Source organism: Candidatus Brocadiia bacterium, assembly GCA_041658285.1.
Taxonomy (GTDB): Bacteria; Planctomycetota; MHYJ01; order JACQXL01; family JACQXL01; genus JBBAAP01.
This window is the reverse complement of sequence record JBBAAP010000003.1, coordinates 183,484-205,374: the sequence shown is the minus strand read 5'-3', so window position 1 is coordinate 205,374 and position 21,891 is coordinate 183,484. Positions and strand designations below refer to the sequence as shown.

Annotated in this window: 18 protein-coding genes; 4 read left to right on the top strand and 14 right to left on the bottom strand. The window is 53.3% G+C overall.

Translation table 11 applies throughout. The features are described 5' to 3' along the window. Positions 1–43 precede the first annotated feature (43 nt). The gene (locus tag WC980_04725; protein ID MFA5794355.1) at positions 44–673 is read left to right on the top strand and encodes a hypothetical protein; all 630 of its coding nucleotides are present in this window, start codon (positions 44–46) and stop codon (positions 671–673) included. Continuing rightward, entirely contained in the window at positions 658–897 is a 240-nt protein-coding gene (locus WC980_04720; protein ID MFA5794354.1) for a DUF2007 domain-containing protein, read from the top strand. Before WC980_04725 ends, WC980_04720 begins: the two co-directional genes overlap by 16 nt. Before the next feature lie 584 nt (positions 898–1,481). Here WC980_04720 and WC980_04715 read toward each other — a convergent pair. The 9 genes from WC980_04715 to WC980_04675 all read right to left on the bottom strand — a co-directional run bounded on the left by WC980_04715 (position 1,482) and on the right by WC980_04675 (position 13,644). After that, a complete protein-coding gene (locus WC980_04715; GenBank protein MFA5794353.1) occupies positions 1,482–1,700 on the bottom strand; it encodes a DUF167 domain-containing protein in 219 nt (72 codons plus the stop codon). A gap of 61 nt (positions 1,701–1,761) precedes the next feature. Further along, on the bottom strand, positions 1,762–4,443 hold the full coding sequence (locus tag WC980_04710) for a tetratricopeptide repeat protein (GenBank protein MFA5794352.1): 2,682 nt from the start codon (positions 4,441–4,443) through the stop codon (positions 1,762–1,764). A 138-nt stretch (positions 4,444–4,581) separates the two neighbouring features. Then, entirely contained in the window at positions 4,582–5,433 is an 852-nt protein-coding gene (panB, locus tag WC980_04705; GenBank protein MFA5794351.1) for a 3-methyl-2-oxobutanoate hydroxymethyltransferase, read from the bottom strand. 277 nt (positions 5,434–5,710) lie between these two features. Beyond that, positions 5,711–6,970, bottom strand: a complete 1,260-nt coding sequence (locus WC980_04700; protein ID MFA5794350.1) for a hypothetical protein — start codon at positions 6,968–6,970, stop codon at positions 5,711–5,713. Positions 6,971–7,138: 168 nt separating this feature from the next. Continuing rightward, a complete protein-coding gene (locus WC980_04695; GenBank protein ID MFA5794349.1) occupies positions 7,139–9,553 on the bottom strand; it encodes a vitamin B12-dependent ribonucleotide reductase in 2,415 nt (804 codons plus the stop codon). Positions 9,554–9,851: 298 nt separating this feature from the next. Then, entirely contained in the window at positions 9,852–10,778 is a 927-nt protein-coding gene (ribF, locus tag WC980_04690; GenBank protein ID MFA5794348.1) for a riboflavin biosynthesis protein RibF, read from the bottom strand. Further along, on the bottom strand, positions 10,762–11,217 hold the full coding sequence (gene def, locus WC980_04685) for a peptide deformylase (protein MFA5794347.1): 456 nt from the start codon (positions 11,215–11,217) through the stop codon (positions 10,762–10,764). Before def ends, ribF begins: the two co-directional genes overlap by 17 nt. Before the next feature lie 12 nt (positions 11,218–11,229). Then, positions 11,230–12,504 (bottom strand): homoserine dehydrogenase, encoded by a 1,275-nt coding sequence (locus tag WC980_04680; protein MFA5794346.1) that lies wholly within the window; start codon positions 12,502–12,504, stop codon positions 11,230–11,232. Between the two features lie 3 nt (positions 12,505–12,507). Continuing rightward, entirely contained in the window at positions 12,508–13,644 is a 1,137-nt protein-coding gene (locus tag WC980_04675; protein ID MFA5794345.1) for a cystathionine gamma-synthase, read from the bottom strand. 151 nt (positions 13,645–13,795) lie between these two features. Here WC980_04675 and murJ point away from each other — a divergent pair, with 151 nt between their 5' ends. Continuing rightward, complete coding sequence (gene murJ / locus WC980_04670; protein ID MFA5794344.1) at positions 13,796–15,382, top strand: murein biosynthesis integral membrane protein MurJ; 1,587 nt, start codon at positions 13,796–13,798, stop codon at positions 15,380–15,382. A gap of 45 nt (positions 15,383–15,427) precedes the next feature. Here murJ and WC980_04665 read toward each other — a convergent pair whose 3' ends face one another. Together WC980_04665 and WC980_04660 are read right to left on the bottom strand one after the other, a co-directional pair. After that, entirely contained in the window at positions 15,428–16,876 is a 1,449-nt protein-coding gene (locus tag WC980_04665; protein MFA5794343.1) for a TldD/PmbA family protein, read from the bottom strand. Between the two features lie 60 nt (positions 16,877–16,936). After that, entirely contained in the window at positions 16,937–18,292 is a 1,356-nt protein-coding gene (locus WC980_04660) for a TldD/PmbA family protein (protein ID MFA5794342.1), read from the bottom strand. Positions 18,293–18,385: 93 nt separating this feature from the next. Between WC980_04660 and WC980_04655 the strand changes: the two genes are divergently transcribed. Continuing rightward, entirely contained in the window at positions 18,386–19,390 is a 1,005-nt protein-coding gene (locus WC980_04655) for a Gfo/Idh/MocA family oxidoreductase (protein ID MFA5794341.1), read from the top strand. A 207-nt stretch (positions 19,391–19,597) separates the two neighbouring features. Here the strand turns inward: WC980_04655 and WC980_04650 are convergent, their stop codons facing one another. The 3 genes from WC980_04650 to WC980_04640 all read right to left on the bottom strand — a co-directional run bounded on the left by WC980_04650 (position 19,598) and on the right by WC980_04640 (position 21,875). Next, positions 19,598–19,969 carry a small basic protein gene (locus tag WC980_04650; protein ID MFA5794340.1) on the bottom strand — a complete coding sequence of 124 codons (372 nt, stop codon included), beginning with the start codon at positions 19,967–19,969 and terminating at the stop codon, positions 19,598–19,600. Between the two features lies 1 nt (position 19,970). Continuing rightward, positions 19,971–20,690 (bottom strand): hypothetical protein, encoded by a 720-nt coding sequence (locus WC980_04645; protein ID MFA5794339.1) that lies wholly within the window; start codon positions 20,688–20,690, stop codon positions 19,971–19,973. Positions 20,691–20,801: 111 nt separating this feature from the next. Further along, on the bottom strand, positions 20,802–21,875 hold the full coding sequence (locus WC980_04640) for a type IV pilus twitching motility protein PilT (protein ID MFA5794338.1): 1,074 nt from the start codon (positions 21,873–21,875) through the stop codon (positions 20,802–20,804). Between the last annotated feature and the right edge of the window lie 16 nt (positions 21,876–21,891).

Below are 21,891 nucleotides of genomic sequence, written 5' to 3'. Positions count from 1 at the left end.
AGTAAGCATTGACAAATATTGCCGGGCTTAATATAGTTAGGCTATGGGTTATTTCTTGATAGAATTTGTCATATTCATATTAATAGTTTACTTTTCCGCTTACATATTCATCTGGATACTTCGTCGGCTCATAAAACGGATAAAGCGCGAGTTAAAAATCAGCGAGTCCGCCGACAACAGAACAATGCCGGTGCCGGTATACGGCATCGGGGACAAGACCGAAGCCCAGGAGCTGAAAACCTTTCTGGAAGATATTGGCATCCCTTTCGAGATAACCCCGTTTAGCGGCTATAAATACGCTGATATCTGGGAGTGTCATAACGGCTGGGGCATTCTGATTACCCAAAACCAATATGCGCTCAGGATAAAAAATGCTCTCCAGGCTTACCTTAAGATCAAGCTGGAACAAGCCAGGGACTCAGGCATACCGCCCGAAGAAGTCATCGGAGGGATAACAGCCCCAACCGAAACGATATACGCCGAAGAGTTTCGACGCCAGCCCACCGCACAGGAAATAGAAGAAAGAAAATACTCCCAAAAATTCTATCGTCGGATAGCCTTGATTTTCGTCGTTATAACAGCTTTGAATTCCTCTGCACTCATATGCGCAATTTTGGCTATAATAACATTATCCATAATCTACGGTCCCAAAAAAATATGGACGAGAAATTAATCGTTATCGCTGAATATATGTCGCCGATGGAGGCGCACTTTGACCGAACGCTCCTGGAAGACAACGGCATTAAATGTGTTGTCGGCAACGAACTGCTTTTTAACGGATGGGGAGTCTTGCCGTTCGTTCCGACATCCCTGAATGTTTTCGAATCCGATGCCAAGCGCTCCCTAAAGATTCTGGGCTCCAAAGGAAACACCCTTCCCGGCGCTGAAATACACTAATCAAGCCCATTTCCAAGGTTTAATGCACCTAAAATTAGAAATTCTCCACACCCGCCATACCCCCATCCCTACGGGGGGAGGGTACCTAACCTACCAGGGGAGACGCCCATAATAACCAGCGGATACCACCATACCTACCATAGGTAACTACCCTAGCTACTTTTCGTAACTACCGTACCTACCATCCGCAGGCACCCAGACCACCTGCAGTACCTAACGGGGTTACAGGGGGATACTACCTACCCTACTAGGGGAGACTACCATACCTACCTATAGTAACTACCCTGCCTGCGGATTGATATCCCCCTAACTGCCAATGGTTACCCCCTAAAATACCGATGGTCACCCCCTACGATACCGATGGTTACCACCCCCAAAGGCAGGGGTTAACCCCCTGTCAGCTCGGACATTTTACTATAAATCCGGAAATTCGCAAAAAACTTAATCAGCCATATCCATATATTTTATAAGCAGTTATGTAAAACATGAGGAAAAAACATATCTCAACTTAACGGACAAAGCGTCTGTTTCATAAGCTTCATAGAAGTGTATTAGAATTGCTATCCGGGTCTAAAAGATGTTTTTTATTCCTCTATCTCGACCAGCTTATAGCGCGAGGTCTGGCCGCGGATTATGGCCACCCGGCGCTTGGCTATCTTGAAATGCTTTGCCAGGACCTCTATCAGCGCGGCGTTAGCCTTGCCGTCCGTGGGCGAAGCGGTCAAATAAACCTTGAATTGGCCGGGCTCCTGCTTGACCAGGTTCTTTGAGGCGTTGGGGATGACCTTGAGTTCTATACGCATAAGATTAGTACGCAGATCTTCGCAGATAAACGCTGATAATTTCTATAACGTACTGCTACGTTCACTTTCCCTGCTGGTTCCGGAGCTTTTCGCTCCACTCTTGCAGCGATATTTTCACAAAGCCGGCGCCGAGTATGTCGGGGTCGAGCTTGAGCCCGGTTTCGGCGTCGGCGATGGCCAGCTTGAACTGTCCCTTCTGGGCATAGATACGACTGCGGTTGATGTAGGCCTCGGCTAAATCGGGCTTGAGCTCGATGGCCCGGTCAAAGTCCCGGTGGGATTTTTCTAACGGTTCGGAGTAGTCCTTGCCGGCGATGCCAAGCATCTTGGCTTTTTCGTAATAGACCATACCCCGGGCGTTGTGCAGGTCGGCGTATTTGGGGTTGAGCCGGATGCCCTCGTCAAAATCGGCCAGGGCATTATCGAAGTTATTGAGAAACAGGTGAATCTCGCCCCGGCCCAGGTAAATAAGATACAAGGCGCGGCTGGCGCTTTTTTTGGACATCTCGACGGCCCGGTTTAAATCCTCGAGTGCTTTGTCTGGTTTTCCCATCTGCTTGTAGGTCTCGGCCCGGTTGACGTACCCGACCTCGGACGAGTACGGGTCGAGCCGGATAGCTTCGGTATAATCGTCGATGGCTTCCTGGTAGTTGAACATATCGGTCCGGACCAAGCCGCGGATGTTGTAGGCCTCGGCGTAGTCGGGTTTGATTTTCAAGGCCCGGTCTATATCTTCAAGGGCCCCGGGCAGGTCTTTTTTGGACCTATAAATCTCGGCCCGGTTGACATAGCTAAGGTAAGCCACGGAGGGCTTGATTTTTATGGCGGTGTCCAGGTCGGCCAGCGCCTGTTCGTCCAGGCCGAGGCGGTGATAAACACTGGCCCGGGCGTCGTAGGCGCCGGCATAGCCGGGGTCGAGCTTGACGGACTGGCTATAATCTTCCAGCGCTTTGGCGTAATCACCGATGGAGGAGTAGCTGTAGCCGCGCATATAGCAGGTGTAATAGGAGTCAGGCTTGAGTTCGAGCGATTTGGAGAAATATTTTATGGCCTGTTCGTAGTTGCCGCGTTCGCGTTCCATATCACCGCGGGCGTAGTAGCCGCCGGCGCTGTCAGGGTCATATTTAAGGACCTGCTCCAATTTGGCTGCGGCTTCCTTGGGCTTATTGTAGTAGACGTTGAGTATGGTGGCCATCTGGAAATAGGCGTATGTCAAGGTCGGCTCGATTTCCACGGCCCGGGCGTAATATTTATAGGCTTGTTCGAATTCGTCAATGTGGTTGTAGGTGTCGGCGATGAACTGGCAGGCCTCGGCGTAGGTGGGGTCTATGATGAGGGCCTGCTGGGCGGCTTTTATTTTCTCGTTGTGTTCGTAAAACTGCTTGGCCCGGTCGAGCATAGCCTTGGCCTTGGTCCTGATGTCGAGCTGTTCCTGGCGCGATGCGATGTCACGGTCACGTTTGCGGATTTCGGCCAGGCAACGGTCCTTGAGCTGGTCGATTTCTATGTTATAACCGGCTAATTCCAGTACTTTTTCGCACATTACCCGGGAATCGTTGTATTTGCCTTCATCGAAGAGGGCCTGGGCCTCAAACTTATAGATATCCAGCTTTTGGCCGGTCTGGATGTGATTCACCAACTGCCAGACGCCAAAGGCCAGAAGCAACAGGCTGGTGGAGGCCAGGCCGATGGCGGCGATACGGTGCTTTTTGACGTTGCGCCAGAGCCGGGCTACGGACGAGACGCGCCGGGCCAGGATGGGCTCGCCTTCGATATACCGGTTCAGGTCATCGGCTAATTCCCCGGCCGTCTGGTAGCGGCGCAGCTGTTCTTTTTCCAAGCATTTAAGGCAGATGGTTTCCAGGTCCTTGTGCACGACTATGACCGAACTGGGCAGGGCCGGTTCTTTGTTGACGACATTCGACAGGACGTCGTAGAGTTCCGCGCCCGGAAACGGCAGTTGTCCGGTAAGGGCGTGGTAAAGTGCGGCGCCGAGGGAGAAGACGTCGGAGCGCCGGTCGACCTTCTCTTTTTCACCGCGGGCCTGTTCGGGCGACATATAGTCGGGCGTGCCGACGGTCGAGCCGCTCATGGTCAGGGAACGGTCAAGCCCGTTAAGTTGTTTGGCCAGCCCGAAGTCGGTCAGGTACGGTTTGCCGGACTTGTCTATAAGAATGTTGCCGGGTTTGATGTCCCGGTGGATGATATTCTGCGAATGGGCGTAATCGAGGGCCAGGGCGATATCACGGATGATGCGGGCGATGCTTTTGGGCGTAAGCGATTTATCGCCATCGGTTATCAGGTCGGCCAGCGAGGCGCCTTCGATATAGTCCATGGTCAGGTAGTAGGTCTTGCCCACGGCGCCGGCCTCGTAGACGTTGATGATGTTGGCATGCTTCAGGTTAGCGGTAGCCCGGGCCTCGCGCATGAAGCGGGCGGTCGATTCAATGTCTTCGAGAATGAGCGTCTTGATGGCGATGTGCCGGTTGAGAATGCTGTCATAAGCCAGGTGGACGGCGCCCATGCCGCCCTGGCCGAGCTTGCGCTCTAGCCGGTATTTGCCGAAAGTTTGTCCAGCGGCATCGTCATTTTTGCGGACGGATTCCTGCTCCAGCCAAGGCTTGACCAGCGGATGCTCCCGGAGCAGTTTGGGGTCGGCGTTCTTGGTTTCATCGCTGTCCCACCAAGCCCGGAATTCTTCAGCGGATTTGAAGGGCTGTATCTTGATGGTCCGTTTATCCATGGCCGGTATGTTATTTATGAACGAGGCTAAGTCAAGTTAAAAACCAAACATTAAGGATAAAATCAGTTTGCTCCAGTGGTTTTGCCTCAAAGACGGCCGAACCGCGTTCCGCCGCGAAAGCCCGAAATAATCCGCGGTCTATTTTCCCAGCTCCTCTTCAAGCTTCTTGAGTTCGGCCGGTGAAATGGTAAAAGCGTGCTTGTCTTCGGGGAATTTATGCGCCTTAACCTCGCTGGCGTAGCTCTTGAAGGCCTCGAGCATGATGTTGCCGATGTTGGCGTATTGCTTGACGAACTTGGGCGTGAAGCATTGGTACAGCCCGAGGATGTCGTGCATTATCAGGAGCTGGCCGTCGGCGACATTGCCGGCGCCGATGCTGAATATCAGGCAGTTGACGCTCTTTTTGATGTATTCGGAAACCCGGGTGGGCACGCATTCCAACAGGATGCCGAAGGCTCCGGCCTTTTCCAGCGCCTTGGCGTCTTCGATGAGCAGCCTGGCCGAGCGGGCGTCTTTGCCCTGGGCCTTGAATCCGCCCAGCATCGAGGATGACTGGGGCGTCAGGCCGATATGGCCGATGACCGGGATACCGGCGTCGACGATGGCCCGGACCTTGTCGGCGATGCGCACGCCGCCTTCCAGCTTGATGGCATCGCAGGCGGCCTCTTTCATGAACCGGCCGGCGTTAAAGACCGCGTCCTGGGCACTGACCTGGTATGACAGGAAGGGCATATCGCCGATGACGAATGCGGACGGCGAGCCTTTGCGCACCGCCTTGGCGTGGACGACCATCATGTCCATGGTGATGGGCATGGTCGAGTCGTTGCCGTGCACCACCATGCTGGCCGAATCACCCACCAGAATCATCTCGATTCCGGCCTGTTCCATAAACGTGGCCGACGGGTAGTCGTAACAGGTCAACCAGGAAATGACTTCGCCTTTTTCACGCAGCGCGTACAGGTAGGGTATGGTTACTCTTTCTCTTGGCATAAATCGGACCTCCTTTGCCACAGAGCCTCAGAGAACACTGAGAAACTCTGTAACGAATAATAAATAAGCCATTAATATAACAAGGGTTTTGTGTTTGGCAAGAATAATTAAACCTTAAGGCAAGGGAAATGGTACGCAGATTTTCGCGGATAGCTTCTATAAGGAGACCATGAGGACAGGAGCTATACTCTTGGGTTCCTGGCCTCCTTATTAAATTTTCTTCGCGTGCTTTGCGGTAAACACTTAGCCTTCGGACAGGGCGGGCGCGGATTTAGTTCTATTTACGCCGCTCGGTGAACCAATAGCTGTCCAGCTGGGAAAGCCCGGCAAACAGGGCCGGATGGCCCAGGTTCATTATGGCCTTGGCGTCTTTATCGCATCGCATAACCTTGCGGGCCAGGACCTCGCCCAGGATGCCAGCCTTGGCTTCGCGGTCGGCCCGGGACAGGAAGTAGGTGGCGATGGTGTCGTCCGGAGCGCATTCGCCGTCGGATTCGTATTTGATGGTCATATCGTGCCCGCTGTCCAGGACCTTGACGGCGTTATCGAACCAGTTGAAATCGGGCCGGCCCAGGTCGGTGTTTATCCGGATATGCGCGGTCAGCGACAGGTTCTTGATGCCGGCTGATTTGAGTATCTGGTGGCATTCGATGAACTTCTCCGGGCTGACGGCGTTGCCGATGTTGATTTCGCGGATGGGGCTGGTCTTGTCCTTGCGCAGGTAGGTCTTGATGATGTTGAGCAGCATCCGGAACTGTATCAGGTTCTGGGCGGACAGGAACATCGAGACCTTGAAGGTGAAGTTCTTTATGTCGCGGCCATAGTAGCAGGCGGCCACGATGGTGGACCAGCTGGGGTTCAGGAAGAACGAGGCGCCGGTTTCCAGGCCGGTCCGGGTGATGCTGTCCAGATAGACCAGGTGGTTGTCGTTGCCGACCTCGACGCCGCAGATGTTGCCAAAGACCGTGCCCATATTGTTGATGACCGGGACCTTAAGCCCGTTGCCGGCGTCGGCCGTGGCAATCTTGACTCCGGTGGCCTTATGGATATTGTCAAAATGCTTGGCGGCGATGGGCGTGCTCAGGAACGATGAGGCGCAGAAATGGCCACCCATGATGTTTTCGCACATAGCCAGGGTGGTTATCAGGTCGCCGCCGTAGACGTAGTCGTCGTTGAGCGGCATGACCGAAATCATTTCCAGCGGCAGGAGTGTATCCCCGCGCTTGGCCAAATATTTCATGGCCTCGAAAGTGACCTTGTATCCCTGCCAGGCCGAGACCTGGGTGGTGGCGGTGCCTTTTTTGGAAGCCCTGACGTTATTTTCCACGATGTATTGCGCCACCTTGGGGAATTTATTGGCCAGGCCTTCGGCTTCGGACAGGACCTGGCTGAACCCTTTCTGGCCGGCCACTTTGGCCCGGTATTGGTAACGGCGTTTGTCCTGGATGGCTTTGTCAATGGCCTTGGCGCCGCCGTGGAATGATTTGAGTTTATCGATGGCCTTCATCTCGGTCTTGTTCAGGTATGGCAATAACATATGATACTCCTTAATAAGTAAGCGGATTAAGCTGATATGGCATATTAGAAAACCACCAGTTTTGGTTAAATCTATTTAATCGACTTACTTAATTTAATCTATGTTTCTAATCCTGCTCGCTATCGCTCGGGGATAACGTGCCGCTAACTCACTTCGTTCGAAGCGGCACTAACCACACTCAGAATAGCCACAGTCGTGGCAGACCATACAGCCTTCTTCGTATGAGAGGATACCGCCGCAATCCGGGCAGGCGCCTTTCTTTAATGATTCGGACTTGGTCACCCGCCGGCCGGTGCCGCCGGTCTGGGGCTTGGCCGGTGCGGGAGCCTGGCGTGTTTCCGGCTTTACCGGCGACGCCGTCGAGGCAGCCGGCCCGTTCCAGCCGTTATTGGTCGATTCTTCGAGCGCTTTGGAGATGGCGTCGGCGCAGGAGAGTATCTTGCCGCCCTTGCCCCACGAGGTCGAATGGCAGGAAATTCCCTTGAGCTGTTTGACGACTTCCTTGATATCAGCGCCGGAACGCAGCGCGAACGAGACTAGGCGCGAGAGACCTTCGGTCTGCGACGCGGCGCAACCGCCGGCCTTGCCCATGGCGCTGAACAGTTCGAATGGACGCCCGTTTTCGTCGTAGTTGATGGTTACATATAGGTTGCCGCAACCGGTCTTGACCTTGCGGGTGGAGCCGAAGATAATCTCGGCCCGGGGACGGGGCTGTGCCGAGAATGGAGCCTGTTCTGCCTCCGGGTCGGTAGTCTGTTTAGCGGTCGTCTCGGATGTTGTGCTCAAGACCTGTTGTCCGCGCGAGCCGTCGCGATAGACGGTGACGCCCTTGCAGCCGAGCTTGTAAGCCAGGAAGTAAACCTCGGCCACCTGTTCCCTGGTGGCTTCGTTGCGGAAATTGACGGTCTTGGACACGGCATTATCGGTATATTTCTGGAAGGCGGCCTGCATCTTTATGTGCCATTCCGGAGCCACGTCGTGGGCGGTGATGAACACCTCGCGCACTTCGCGGGGGATTTCTTCGATGTTCTGGATGCTGTTGGACGAGGCGATTTTCTTCATGAGCGCCTCGGAATGGAATCCCTGTTTCTTGGCCATAGCTTCGAATATCGGATGGGCTTCGAGCATCTTGGTGCCGTCCATAACGTTGCGGGTATAGCAAACGGCGTAAAGAGGTTCGATGCCGGACGAGGCGCCGGCGATGATGCTGATGGTGCCGGTCGGCGCGATGGTGGTGGTGGTGGCGTTGCGGATAGGCGGCTCGGAGCGCTTGTCGTAAACGCTGCCACGGAAGTTGGGAAAAGCGCCGCGCTCGACGGCCAGCTGGCGCGAGGCGACCTTGGATTCGGTATCGATAAACTTCATAACCTCCTCGGCCAGAGTCAGCGCCAGTTCGGAATTGTAAGGTATATCCAGCTGTATGAGCATATCGGCCCAGCCCATGATGCCCAGGCCGATTTTGCGGTTGGATTTGGTCATCTTTTCTATCATCGGGAGCGGATACTTGTTGGCCTCGATAACATTGTCCAGGAACCGGGTAGCCAGGTGGGTCACCTTCCTGATGCGGTCCCAATCCACTTCCGGCTTGGACGATTGGCCGCTGACCATCTGAGCCAGGTTAATCGAACCAAGGTTGCAGGACTCGTAAGGCAACAGCGGTTGTTCGCCGCAAGGATTAGTTGATTCAATCATCCCGGCGTTGGGAGTGGGGTTATACTTGTTGAGCCGGTCCATGAAGACGATGCCCGGCTCGCCGGACTGCCAGGCTTTTTCGGTTACCAGGTCGAAGACCTTGCGGGCTTTAATCTTGCAAACCGGTTTCTTGTTGCGCGGGCTGACCAGGTCGTATTCCTCATCGTTCTCGACCAGCTTCATGAACTCTTCGGTAATGCCAATTGAGATGTTGAAATTATTCAGCTGTTTCTCATCCTGCTTGCAGGTGACGAATTCCATAATGTCAGGATGGTTGTAATTAAGTATGGCCATATTGGCGCCGCGCCGGAATCCGCCCTGGTTGATGGCTTCGGTCGCCTCGTTGAATACTTTCATGAACGAAATAGGGCCGGAGGACAAACCATGCGAGGTGCTGACCAGGTCGTTCTTAGGCCGGATATTGGTGAATGAAAAACCGGTGCCGCCGCCGCTCTTGTGGATAAGCGCCGCGTTCTTGACCACTTCGAAGATGCTGTCGATGGAATCACCCACCGGCAGGACGAAACAGGCCGAGAGCTGTTGGAGCTCGCGTCCGGCGTTCATCAGGGTCGGGGAATTGGGCACAAACCAGAGGCGGGCCATAATGTCGTAGAAGGTGTTTTCCCACTTCTTAAGGTCAGCGTTGGGGTTAAAGTTCTTCTCGACCGCGGTGATGTTCTTAGCCACGCGATGGAGCATGCCTTCGGGCGTCTCGCAGGTCTTACCCTCGGCGTCCTTCATCAAGTAGCGCCGGTAAAGAACGGTCAAGGCGTTGGGGTTGAACTTGGGCGCTATGGGCGTTTTGTTCTGGTTGCTGAAATCGAATGAAAGATTGGCGGAATCGTGCAGGTCTTCGTTATTCTGCACCGCCGGACGATGCGAAGTAGCCATAACCCTCTCCTTTTGACGCGCCCGGGACACAAGAGGGAGCAAACACAGCATCAACAGACTACATATTTCAAACCCGCCATAAACGAGGCTGAAATCTGTTCCCCTGCATAAACATACAAGGGCTGATAATGGCTATATTTGAAACCGCCTTGACCGGGTATCTAAATTTCGGTTGTTTAACAAAAACTCCTTATAACACTACAGGTAGTAAACCGGGGCCAGTATAACCCAATTAATAGTGGTGTCAAGAAAAAATATTATTTTATTAAAATATTTTATTCCATTAATCAGCGCCGGATTATTTTCCTTTGAGAGCGTTCTTTATATCGCGGGAAATCTGCTTGACCAGAGCCCGGGATGAGCCGAATTTTCTCTCGGACCGGAGAAATTTCAGTATTTGCACCTCGATATCAATCCCGTAAAGCGAATTTTTACTCGGCTCGCGGTAATTCAGGATGTAAACCTCGATGGTTACCCGTCCGGCGCGATGGAAAGTCGGCCGGGTACCGATATTTACCAGAACGCGGTAATCTTTTTTACCGGTCAGTCCGGTCCGGCCGGCATAAACCCCGTTGGGCGGTAATATTTCGTGGTGCGGGTCGAGGTTGGCCGTGGGAAAACCGATGGTCCGTCCGCGCCGGTCGCCGTGTACCACGGTGCCCAAGATGCTGACCGGCCGTCCGAGCATCGCCAGGGCGTCAGCCAGCCGGTTTTTCTGTATAGCCCGGCGTATCAGCGTGCTGCTGATAATATGTTTCTTATAAAATCTGGGCGGGACAATCCACAGAGGAACAACCGGCGCCATTTTCCGGAGCAGGTTAAGGCCGCCGTCCTGATTATGTCCGAAAACCGTGTCGCGGGTCAGGACTATTCCGGACGGGCGGAGTTTTTCAAGAATGATATTATTTATGAATCCGACCGCGGACATCCGGCTGAACTCCCGGGTAAACGGCAGGACCAGACAATAGTCAACGCCCAATTGTTCGAGCAGGAGCAACCGATGAGCGATGGATGTGATGTAAAGCGGCTCGCTGGAATCCGAGAGAACGCGTTTGGGATGTTCATCAAAAGTAATGACCAGCGACGGCCGTTTGGATTTCCGGGCGCGCGCGACCAGGGCCCCGATGAGCGCCCGGTGCCCGAGGTGAACTCCGTCAAATATGCCCCAGGTGATGACCGGAGATTTTATCCGGGAGCATTTATTTAAATTATTTAGCAGTCTCACTTTTTTCCATTCGATCCAGAAGCAGGACTCCGTTAAGATGGTCCAGTTCGTGCTGGACAGCCCGGGCCAGGATATCTTCGGCCTCGATGGCGAACCGTTTGCCGGTCAGGTCATGCGCCTCGCAAACAATCTTCTTACTGCGCTTTATCTTGGCGGTAAACTCCGGCAGGCTCAGGCAGCCTTCCTCGCAAATAAGCGCGCCCGAAGCCTTGGTAATTTTAGGATTTATCAGGACGATTTCGTCGGCCGGTTTACGGGTCAGGTTAATCACGGCCACGGCAAAGGGGAAGTTGACCTGCGGACCGGCCAGGCCGACGCCGTTGGCCTTGTACATGGTATCAAACATAGCCCGGACGAATTTAACCAGCCGCTTATTTATTTCCTTGACCGGCTGGGCCTTACGCTTCAGGGCCGGATGCGGATGAGTCAGGATTTTCATATTCTTTGGCCGTCATTCGGCAATCCGAATAATCACTGCTCGTCCGCGCATTATGGACAGGCGGTTGATTTCGGTTACCGCTTTTTTTATCTGGGCTTCGGTGGTTTTCCTGGTCAGGATCCGGACATTGCCCAGGTCTTTCTTGACCGGCACCAGCGACGCCGTAGCGCCGTAGATGCTGATGCCATATTTGCCCAGGATGGTGGCCAGCTTTCCGATGACTCCGGGCTTGTCTTTTATCGGGAAACGCAGGTAATGCTCCGAAACGGTCAGGTCCATGGGCATAACCCGCTTATTGCCCCAGCCAATGGGTAATGCTTCAGCTTGGGGCTGGGTAGCCACTTCGATAATATCGGAAACTATGGCGCTGGCTGTGGGCAGCGGGCCGGCGCCTTTGCCGTAAAACATCATCGGCCCGACGGCGCTGCCGTTCAGGTACAAGGCGTTGAACTCGTTGCGCACCGCGGCCAGAGGATGCACCTTGGGTATCATGGTCGGGTGAACCTTGAGCTCTATCCTGTTTCCGGATACTTCGCGCCCGATGGCCAACAGCTTTATGACATATCCAAACTCCGTGGCGTTCCTGATGTCCTCAGTCTCGATGCCGGTAAGGCCTTCGGTATAAATCTGGCCGGGCCGGACATTGATGCCGAACGACAGGCCGGCCAGCACGACCAGCTTGTGGGCGGCGTCATATCCGCGGATATCCATGGTCGGGTCAGGTTCGGCAAAACCTTTGGCCTGGGCCAATTTAAGCGCATCAGCCAGGCTAAGATTATCCTCGGCCATCCGGGTAAGAATATAATTAGTCGTGCCATTAAGGATGCCCATAATCAGCCCGATATGATTGGCCAGCAATCCGTCCTTGATGGAGCGGATGACCGGGATACCGGCGCAGACGGCGGCTTCGTAATAAACATGACGTTTGGCTTTGGCCGCGGCATCCATTATTTCAACGCCGTGATGGGCCAACACGGCTTTGTTGGCGGTAACCACGTTTTTCCCGGACCGGAGCGCCTGGATTATGTAAGACCGGGCCGGCTCCAGCCCGCCCAGAAGCTCAACCACGATATCAATGTTTTTATCTTTCAGTATGCGGTTGACGTCGGTGGTTATGCCCGGCGCCCTGACCGGCCGTTTCTTGCCGGAACTGCGCACCAGCGTCCGGACAATAGACAGGCGCAATCTGGTGCGATTCTCGATAAATTCCTTCTGCTGGCCGAGCAGTTGAACCATCCCGGTCCCGACCTGGCCGCAGCCGAGCAGTCCGATATTAATCTGTTTCATAAATTATTTCAACGCCTGTTTCAGGTCGTTGATTAAATCCTGCGAATCTTCTATGCCAACCGACAAGCGTACAAGATTATCGTTTATTCCGATCCTTTTCCTGACTTCGGGCGGAACCGACGCGTGGGTCATCGAAGGCGGATGATTTATCAAAGAGCGGGCGCAGCCCAGACTCTCGGCCAGGGCAAATAATTTGGTCGAGGCAGCAATCCGCTTGGTCTTTTTGGCGTCGCCCTTGACCTCAAATGAAACCATGCCGCCGAATCCGGTCATCTGGCGTTTGGCAATGTTATGGCCTGGATGCGAGGGCAGTCCGGGATAATAAACCTTGTTGACTTTGGGATGTTTGGCCAGGAACTTAGCCACGGCCATGGCGTTAGTGCAGTGCTTTTCCATCCGGAGCGCCAGCGTCTTGGTGCCGCGCAAGGTCAGGAAACAATCCAACGGCCCGGGCACGGCGCCGACCGCGTTCTGAAAAAACTTGAGACGTTCGTACAGCCCGGCGTTGTTGGTCATCAACGCGCCGCCGATGATATCCGAATGCCCACCCAGGTATTTAGTGGTGCTTTGCAGGACAATATCCGCACCCAGCGTTATCGGCTGCTGGAGATAGGGCGTGGCAAAGGTGTTATCCACCACAGTCAGAATCCGGTGTTTCCTGGCGATGGCAATAGCACCCCGCAGGTCGGTCACCTTAAGAAGCGGATTGGACGGGCTTTCCAGCCACAGGACTTTGGTGTTGAGCCTGATGGCGTTGGTGATATTATTCAAATTGGTCGCATCGACGAAGTCAAAAGTCAGCCCGTAATTAACAAACAGTTTGGTAAATATGCGGTAGGTTCCGCCGTAAAGGTCGTTGGCCGAAACGACGTGGTCGCCGGTCTTAAGCAAATTCATGACCGTATTGACCGCGGCCAGGCCGCTGGCGAAAGTCAGCCCATACTTAGCGCTTTCCAGCATGGCCAGGTTCGATTCCAGCGCCTGCCGGGTGGGATTACCGGTTCTGGAATAGCAAAATCCCTTATGCACGCCAACCGCATCCTGGATATAGGTCGAGGTCTGGTAGATGGGCACGGCAATAGCGCCGGTAGATTCATCGCGCTTGTTGCCCGAATGAATCGCTTTGGTGGCAAATTTCATAATAGATATTCCTTTCTTGACAGTAAGACATCAACAAATAACGGATTAGTTTATCTTGGAATAAGCCAAATGTCAAGGAATCCTTCCTGTCGCTTATTCAAGCTGGCGGTTAACAACGCCGAAAAATGTATATAAGGCGCCTTATAATCATATGAAATCGATAATCAGTTCAGCCGGGGTAATCAGCGCTTGCATACTGCTCAGCCGGATACTGGGTTTTGTCCGTGACATGCTCTGCACCGGCTTTTTCGGCGTGGCCTGGGACGCCTTTATCTTTGCCTTTACCATTCCCAACCTGTTCCGCCGGCTTTTCGGCGAAGGCGCACTTTCGGCGGCCTTCATCCCCACCTTCAGCCAGTACATACATAATAAAGAGGCCTCAGAAACGATGCGTTTCATCAGTATCGTCATCACGATCCTATTCGGATTCCTGGCGCTGATTTCCGCGGCAATCATCGTTGCCACGCTGGTTCTTCCGCTCATCATTCCCTCGTTCCGGCAGAGTGAATTCATGATGATGTCGTTCAAGCTTCTGCGCATAATGATTCCCTATATGCCGCTTATCTGCCTGGTGGCCCTTTTTCAGGCCATTCTTAACTCGCTCAAACATTTTGCCATGCCAGCGTTGGCTTCGGTGGTTTTGAATATCTTCTGGATAGGCGGTTTCGTAGTCGCCTCGAGGATGGATACCTCGGACGAAAATAAAGTCATCATTATGGCCTGGGCCATACTTGCCGGAGGAATTATGGAGGTCATCATCCAACTGCCGGCGCTCCAGGCGTACAAAATAAAATACAAACCGGCGGTGGACCTTTCAAACCCGGGGTTTAGGGAAGTCCTGCGCTTGATGGGCCCGACCATATTCGGGCTGGCCGTGTTCCAGATAAATCTCCTGGTCGATTACATCATCGCCAAAGGGTTCGTGCCCGAACCGGGCGCCATATCGGCACTCTATTTCGGCAACCGGCTTATGCAATTCCCCTTCGCGCTTATCGGCGTGTCGCTGGCCACGGTCATCTTCCCGCTCCTGGCCGAATACGTCGCCAAGAAAGATATCAAGGGCATGGCCAAACAATTCAATCATTCACTGGCTCTGGTCCTTTTTGTGGGCATCCCGGCCTCGATCGGCCTGGTGGTTCTGGCACAACCGTTAATACACTGGGCCTTCTACGTCCTGCCCAACGGGCTGTTTAAGATAAAGTCATTCTCTATGGAGCATATCGACCGCACCGCCGCGGTATTGCTGTTCTATTCGCTGGGTATCTGGGCATACAGCTCGGTCCAGATAGTCAACCGAGCGTTTTACTCGCTCAAGGATATGCGCACTCCGGTCAAGGTGGGCATATATACGGTCCTGGCCAACCTGGTCCTTAATCTGATTTTGGTCCAGTTCCTCAAAGAAGGCGGCATTGCGCTGGCCACCACAATCTCGGCGGTAATTAACCTGGTGATGCTTCTTAATATCCTGGGAAAACGGATAAACGCCTCCGTGCCGGAAATTACCCGGAGCTCGTTCTTCTGGCACGCCGTAAAATCATCAGTATTGCCGGTTATTTTCAGCCTGATAATGAGCGCGGTATGCTATCTGGTAATGAATAAAACCCTGCCCAGCGATGAACTCGTCCGTGAAACCGGGCGGATTTCAATGATGGTCGGCAGCGGAGTCGTTTGTTACAGCGTATTGGCGCTGGTATTCCAGCGAAAACTGCTCCTGGAAATTCTCAGGAAAAAGACCTGATAAGAATTGTTCTTGCCTGTCCCAATCAATCCGGCTTATTCCCGCTTACTTGGTCTTGACTCCAACCGTGGTCTTGCGGAATCTGGTCGGCGCCGTACCGTGCGACATCTCGGCCGTTTGCATCGGCTCTCCCTTGCCGCAGTTGGGCACGCCCCAGAGCACCCAGTGCTTGTCATCGCATATGGCGTCACAAGAATTCCAAAACTCTGGCGTGATTCCTTGGTAGTTGGGGTTCTTAACCATCCGGATTTTCTTGCCGTTCTTTATCTCCCAACCAATTTCACAGCCGAATTGGAAATTCAACCGCATCTGGTCAATACTCCAGGATTTATTGGTGTCCATATAGACGCCGTGCTGGGTGTCGCGGATTAAATCATCCAGCGTCCATTTTCCCGGCATAAGCGAAATGTTATTATTACGAACGATGGGTATGCGCGTAAACCCTTCGGCCCGGGAACAGCCGCGGCTCTTGTTTTCGCCTATCTTCAGGGCTACTTCCCGGTTGGTCTGGTAGCCGCAGAACATTCCGTTTTTGACCAGGTGCCATCTTTGAGCCCTGACCCCGTCATCGTCATAGCCAATAGTGGCCAAACCTCCCGGCACCGTCCCGTCCGCCACCAGATTTACCAACTCGGAACCGAATTGGAAATTCTTGTATTTATCCGGGGTCAGGAAGCTCCGCCCAGCGAAGCTTTCCTCCATTCCCAAAACCCGGTCCAGTTCGGTCGGATGGCCGACCGATTCGTGTATCTGTAGAGCCAGCTGCGGTCCGCCCAGAATCAGATCCAGCTTCCCGCTCGGACAGGGTGCGGCCGTCAACAGTCCCACTGCTTCATCACGGGTCTGCTCGGCGTGCTCCAGCAGGTTCAAGCTCTTTATCAACTCATAACCCATGCACATATACTGCCCGCCAAACGATGTCGGATAAGAACGGACCTGGGTATCGTTATTGCCTACGGCCGTAGCCGAATATCCCGCGCCGCTCCTGAGAAGCACCTGCTCGATAAAACTTCCTTCGGTCGAGGCGAACCACTGGTGCTCGCGCAGGAACGCCATACCACCCATGGCTACCTTGACCTTTTTATTCTTCCGCAGAACGCGGTCTATCTCAAAAAGCAACCCCAGTTTTTCCTGTAAAGGCACGCTGAAGGGATCAATCACAAAAGGAGTCTGCCACAGATCAACGGCCGGCGTCTCCTGAGTCAGATTGACGTCGTCTTTCTTAAGCATGGCGCTGGCTTGGGCGATATTGATGGCCAGTGCGGTTATCTTTTCTATTTCCGCCTTGGTCACCTGACTGCTCGAGGCAAATCCCCAAGCACCATCTATGAGCACCCGCACCCCAAAACCCAAAGATTCGTTGTTGTCTAAAGTGCTGATACGCGAATTACGCACATGAATATTTTCGCTATTAAACCGGATGATCCTAATATCCGCATAGTTTACCCCCCGGCTGTTGGCAATGTTAAGTGCCGTGTTAGTTAAATCTCGCATAATAGACTCCCTTCGGATAATTATTAATTAAATCCTTTAAACCTTCTTAATCCGCTTACTTCAGAATTTAGTCTCGCTTGAGAAATTAAAGTTATCAACCTTCAGTGCCGGGGCGACAAAGCCGCCACTGCCGAAAAACCCTTTCTGCAATTCCGCGTCGCGGGCTATCAACTCCACGTTAGAAAGAGCCGACAAAACGCTTTCGGTAAACCGCATATTCTTAACACCCTTGGTGACCACTCCGTCCTCTATCAGGTAAACGCCGTTGCGAGTCATACCGGTAATAATAAGTTTCAGCGGGTCGAGCACGTTGGTATAATGGAATTCCGACACCAGCAGTCCCTTCTTAGTCGAGGCAATCATCTCGGACACGGATGAATCGGCCGGATGCAGTACCAACGCACTGGTCAGCGGCCCGTGAGAATTCGGCTGGGGCAGTCCATGCCCGGTCGAATGGGTTTTGGCCTTTTTGGCGGTCAGCCGGTCATAAACCACTCCTTTGGCTACACCCTTCTCAATCAATAAAACCTTCTTCTTGGGCATACCTTCAAAGTCAAACGGCATGCCACGAACCATAGGATGGTAGATATCGTCACTAATGTTGATGTTCTCTCCCATAACCTTCTTGCCCATTTTCCCGGACAGGAAACTGCGTCCTTCCTGATAAGACAGCGCTCCGAATCCGTGAAAAGCCATAAAGAACAGAAATTCCACCGAAGCCATCGGCTCCAACACTACGGTATACGGCCCGGCCGGAACGCTCACGGCATTCTGGGCTTTAATAGCCTTATCCGCCGCGGTCCGGGCCAGCTGGACCGTGTTAATCTCATTGACATCCCTGGCATTCTTGGTGGCCCGGGCCGAACTGTCGCTGGACAGGCAGGTAATGGCAAATTCAGCTGAGGTGGACAGGTGATGCGCGAACATACCTTTAGAATTGGCTACAGTAATGGAATACACGCCGTTGGAATAAGTGCCAGACCCGCGCAGGTTTCGTTGTTTACATTCGATAATGGCTTCCTTGATTAACCGGGCCCGGTCGGCCGGCGAAAGCCGGGCCGTAGCCTCGACATAGCTGTCCACCTTCTCGTATTTCTGGCGCGACGTCAGCTCCAATCGGTTTGGCTCCGCGCTCTTCTGGCAATCGGCCATATCGCTGGCGCGCTTGAGCGCCTGCTTGATGGTACCCTCGTCCATCTGGTTAACCACCACCCGGGACGATTTGCCGGACTTCTTTATCAGCCGGATTATTACTTCCGTTATTTCGTCTTCATGCACATTCTGGGTAATAACGTTATCAGCGTAACGGGTCAGCGACGAACTGCCGGAAACCAGGATAATGTCCGCCTGGCCGTAAGTCTTGGCTAATTTGATAATTCGGTCGGTAATCTTTTTGGCGTCTTGATCGGTTTTCATAGTTATCCTCCGTGCTAATTAATTTTAGATGTCTAAAAATACCTAAAATTATATTGATTTTATCCGGAGTCAAGATAAACTATCAAGCAGATTATGATTAATATCGCGGTAATCGGTTCCGGAGATTGGGGCAAGAATCTGGTGCGCAATTTCAGCCAGCTGGAAAACGCCCACCTCAAAACCGTCTGCGACACCGATGAGAAACGGCTCCAGAACGTCCGGTCCGCCTATCCGGGCGTAAGCACCACCACCAAACTGGCCGAGGTGCTCGACGACAAAGACATCAGCGCCGTGGTCATCGCCAGCCCGGCAGTAATGCATTACCAAATGGTCGAGGCGGCCCTGCTCAAGGGTAAACACACCTACGTGGAAAAACCATTTACATTAAAATCCGCCGAGGCCCAGAAGTTGGTAAATCTGGCCCGCGACAAAAAACTGGTCCTAATGGTCGGACATTTACTCAAATACCACCCGGCCGTAACGTATCTGAAAAACCTGATAGACTCCGGCGACATCGGCGAAGTCTATTATTTATATTCCCAGCGCCTGAACCTGGGCAAGGTCCGGGCCGATGAAAACGCCATGTGGTCCTTCGCTCCGCACGACCTGGCCGTGATTAATTACCTGCTGGGCGAAACGCCCGTATCGGTTTCGGCCCGGGGCGAGGCTTATCTCCAAAAAAACATCGACGACGTCGTCTTTATGACCCTGGGATTCAAGAGCAAAAAGATAGCCCACATCCATATCTCTTGGCTGGACCCGCACAAAGTCCGGCGGCTAACAATAGTCGGCTCCAAGAAAATGGTGGTGTTTGACGATACCGAGGCGACCGACAAGATAAAAATCTACGACAAAGGCGCCAGCAAAGAGACCAAATACGAAACCTACGGCGAATACATATCGCTCAGGTTCGGCGACATAATTATTCCTCACCTCAAACTAACCGAACCGCTCAATGTGCTCTGCAAACACTTCATCGACTGCGTTACCAACAATAAAGTTCCACTGACCGACGGCCAGGACGGACTAGAGGTGGTGAAAATACTCGAATCCGCCCAGCAATCCCTGGACAAAGACGGCATGCCCATAGGAATTTAGAAACATTTCGAATAAATTGGTGTCTCTAATGTGATTTGTTTATCCTGAGTATTCCCGAAAGGGCACCGAATAAAACCCATCACCTCACTGCGCCTGGACCCCCGGCCAATTGGCGGGCAGGTGCAGAAGAACAAACCCAAAATAACTTTAAAGTAAAAAGGGCGCCTGACCTTGCGATCAAACGCCCGTTTTGATGACCTTTTAATCCTACTTCTTGGCTTCGGGTTTCTTGCCCGCGGCCGGTGCGGCGGCTCCCTTGGCGGCTGGGACCTTACCTGCTGCGGCGGGAGCGGCTCCCTTGGCGGCTCCAGCGGCTGGTTTGGCGCCCGGTGCGGCGGCGGCTCCGGCAACCGGTGCGGCGCCCGGAACTGCCTCGACGCCTTCACCTTCAACCGCGGCTTTCTTGACCTTCTTGGCTCGGTGCAGGATGTTGCGCACCTTCTGCAGGCCGAACACGGAGTTGGACTCTTCTTTCCACTTTTCTTCTTCGGTCAGCCGGGCAATACGTTCATCGCGCTTTAAAACGTTACGATGGCGGGCCAGTTTGCCGCTGGTGACTAAACTTTTATGAATACCCATACTATTTATTTACCTCCACTGCAGAACATTTCTTGAATCCATAATGAAGTTTCTGGTATTTGCTCAAATTTTTATTTGCTTCTTCCCGGGTATTGTAGTTGCCCTGGTAAAACACCAGGCTCTTGACGCCATCAAGCTTTTCCTTGCGGACAAATATGCCAGCGGCATTCTTGTCGTTAAGGAACCGAAGCATCTTCTCGGTTGATTGCTGGCCGACGGCGTTGTCTTCGTAATAAATCAGGCGAATGGACCAGGTTTTAACCACTGGAGCCGGCGGAGGCGGCGGAATACCCCGCGGGCCGGTGTCGCCCGTGCCGGCAGTCGTTGCACCCGAGGTGCCGGCGGTTGCGGCTCCGTCCGTGGTTTTAGATCCGCTGAACCAGATAGCGTAGATGATAAAAGCAACGATAACGACGATCAGTAACAGCAAAAGGATCCCACTATAGTTATTGGCACCTGAGGACGGCTTGCGGTCGGCCGGTTTTTTCATCCGGTCGAGCTTGACCGGGAAAGGGCTGCGCAGTTTGGGATAAGGCCGGGGACTGGTAAGTTCAGGAATGGTCTGGGGCGAATTATAGTCGTCCTTTTCCTGCGACGACGCTTTCTCGGCCGGCTTAGAGCCCAGGCCCAGGGTGATTTCCTTGCCGGCGTTCTTGCCCACATCAAGATTGCGATGCTTCAGAACTTCGTAAAGCTCCGGCGATTCCCTTTTCTTGAACATATTATCGGCCCTCCTTGAAAGACAGAATTAGGTTGCTAACTATAGATTATATCGGAATTATTGTCAACTTATCCGTAGAAAAATAAGTGCCAGCAGGAACTTCACCCTATCCTATTTCTTTATCCCTTGGACCTTGGAAGAAAGGTCGTTGGGGTTCTGGGCGAACTCCATCATAGTCTGGTAGGTTATCTTTTTCTGGGTAAACAGGCTATAGAGCGAGTCGTCCAGCAAGACCATGCCCTGTTTAGTGCCGGTCTGGATGGCGGAGATAATCTTATGGGTTTCGTTCTCGCGAATAAGGTGTTCGACGGCCGGGGTGATAATCATTATTTCATAGGCCGCGATGACGCCGGGCACATCGGCCCGGGGCATAAGTACCTGGGAGATGACGGCCAGCAGGGCCGAGGCCAGCTGGGTGCGGATTTGCTCCTGCTGCTCCTTGGGAAAGACGTCAACGATGCGGTTGATGGTCCGGGCCGCACCGGTGGTATGAAGCGTGCCGAAAACCAGGTGGCCGGTCTCAGCCGCGGTAATGGCCGTGGAGATGGTTTCCAGGTCGCGCAGTTCCCCAACCAGTATCACGTCCGGGTCCATACGCAGGGACTTGACAATAGCCTCGGCAAACGTACCGATATCATTGTGCACTTCGCGCTGGGTAATTATTGATTTCTTGTGGTTGTGATAATATTCAATCGGGTCTTCGACGGTGATGATATGACAATCCATATTGGTATTAATGTAATCTATCATGGTGGCCAGCGAGGTGGTCTTGCCCGAGCCGGTCGGGCCGGTAACCAGAATCATCCCGCGCGGACGGTCCATCAAAGCCTTGATGGTTTCGGCCGGCAGTCCGAGTTCTTCGATACTCCGGAGTTTGGTCGGAATCTGGCGCAGGGTCAAGCCGGTATTGCCTTTTTGGGTGAAAACGCTGACCCTGAAACGGGCTTTCTTTTCGTAGGCGAAACCGAAGTCGCAGCCGCCTTTTTCCTTGATTTCTATCTGGCTTCGCTCGGAGGTGATGGATTTCATAAAGGCGGTTGTATCGTCCTGGGTCAGGGCCGGCACGTTGAGCTGCCGGAGCCGGCCGTGCAATCGGATGACCGGCGGCAGGCCCACGGCCAGATGCAAGTCCGAGGCGCCTTTGTCCACGACAACATCGAGTAATTTGTTCAGTTCTATGGCCATAATTGACTCCTTTTGC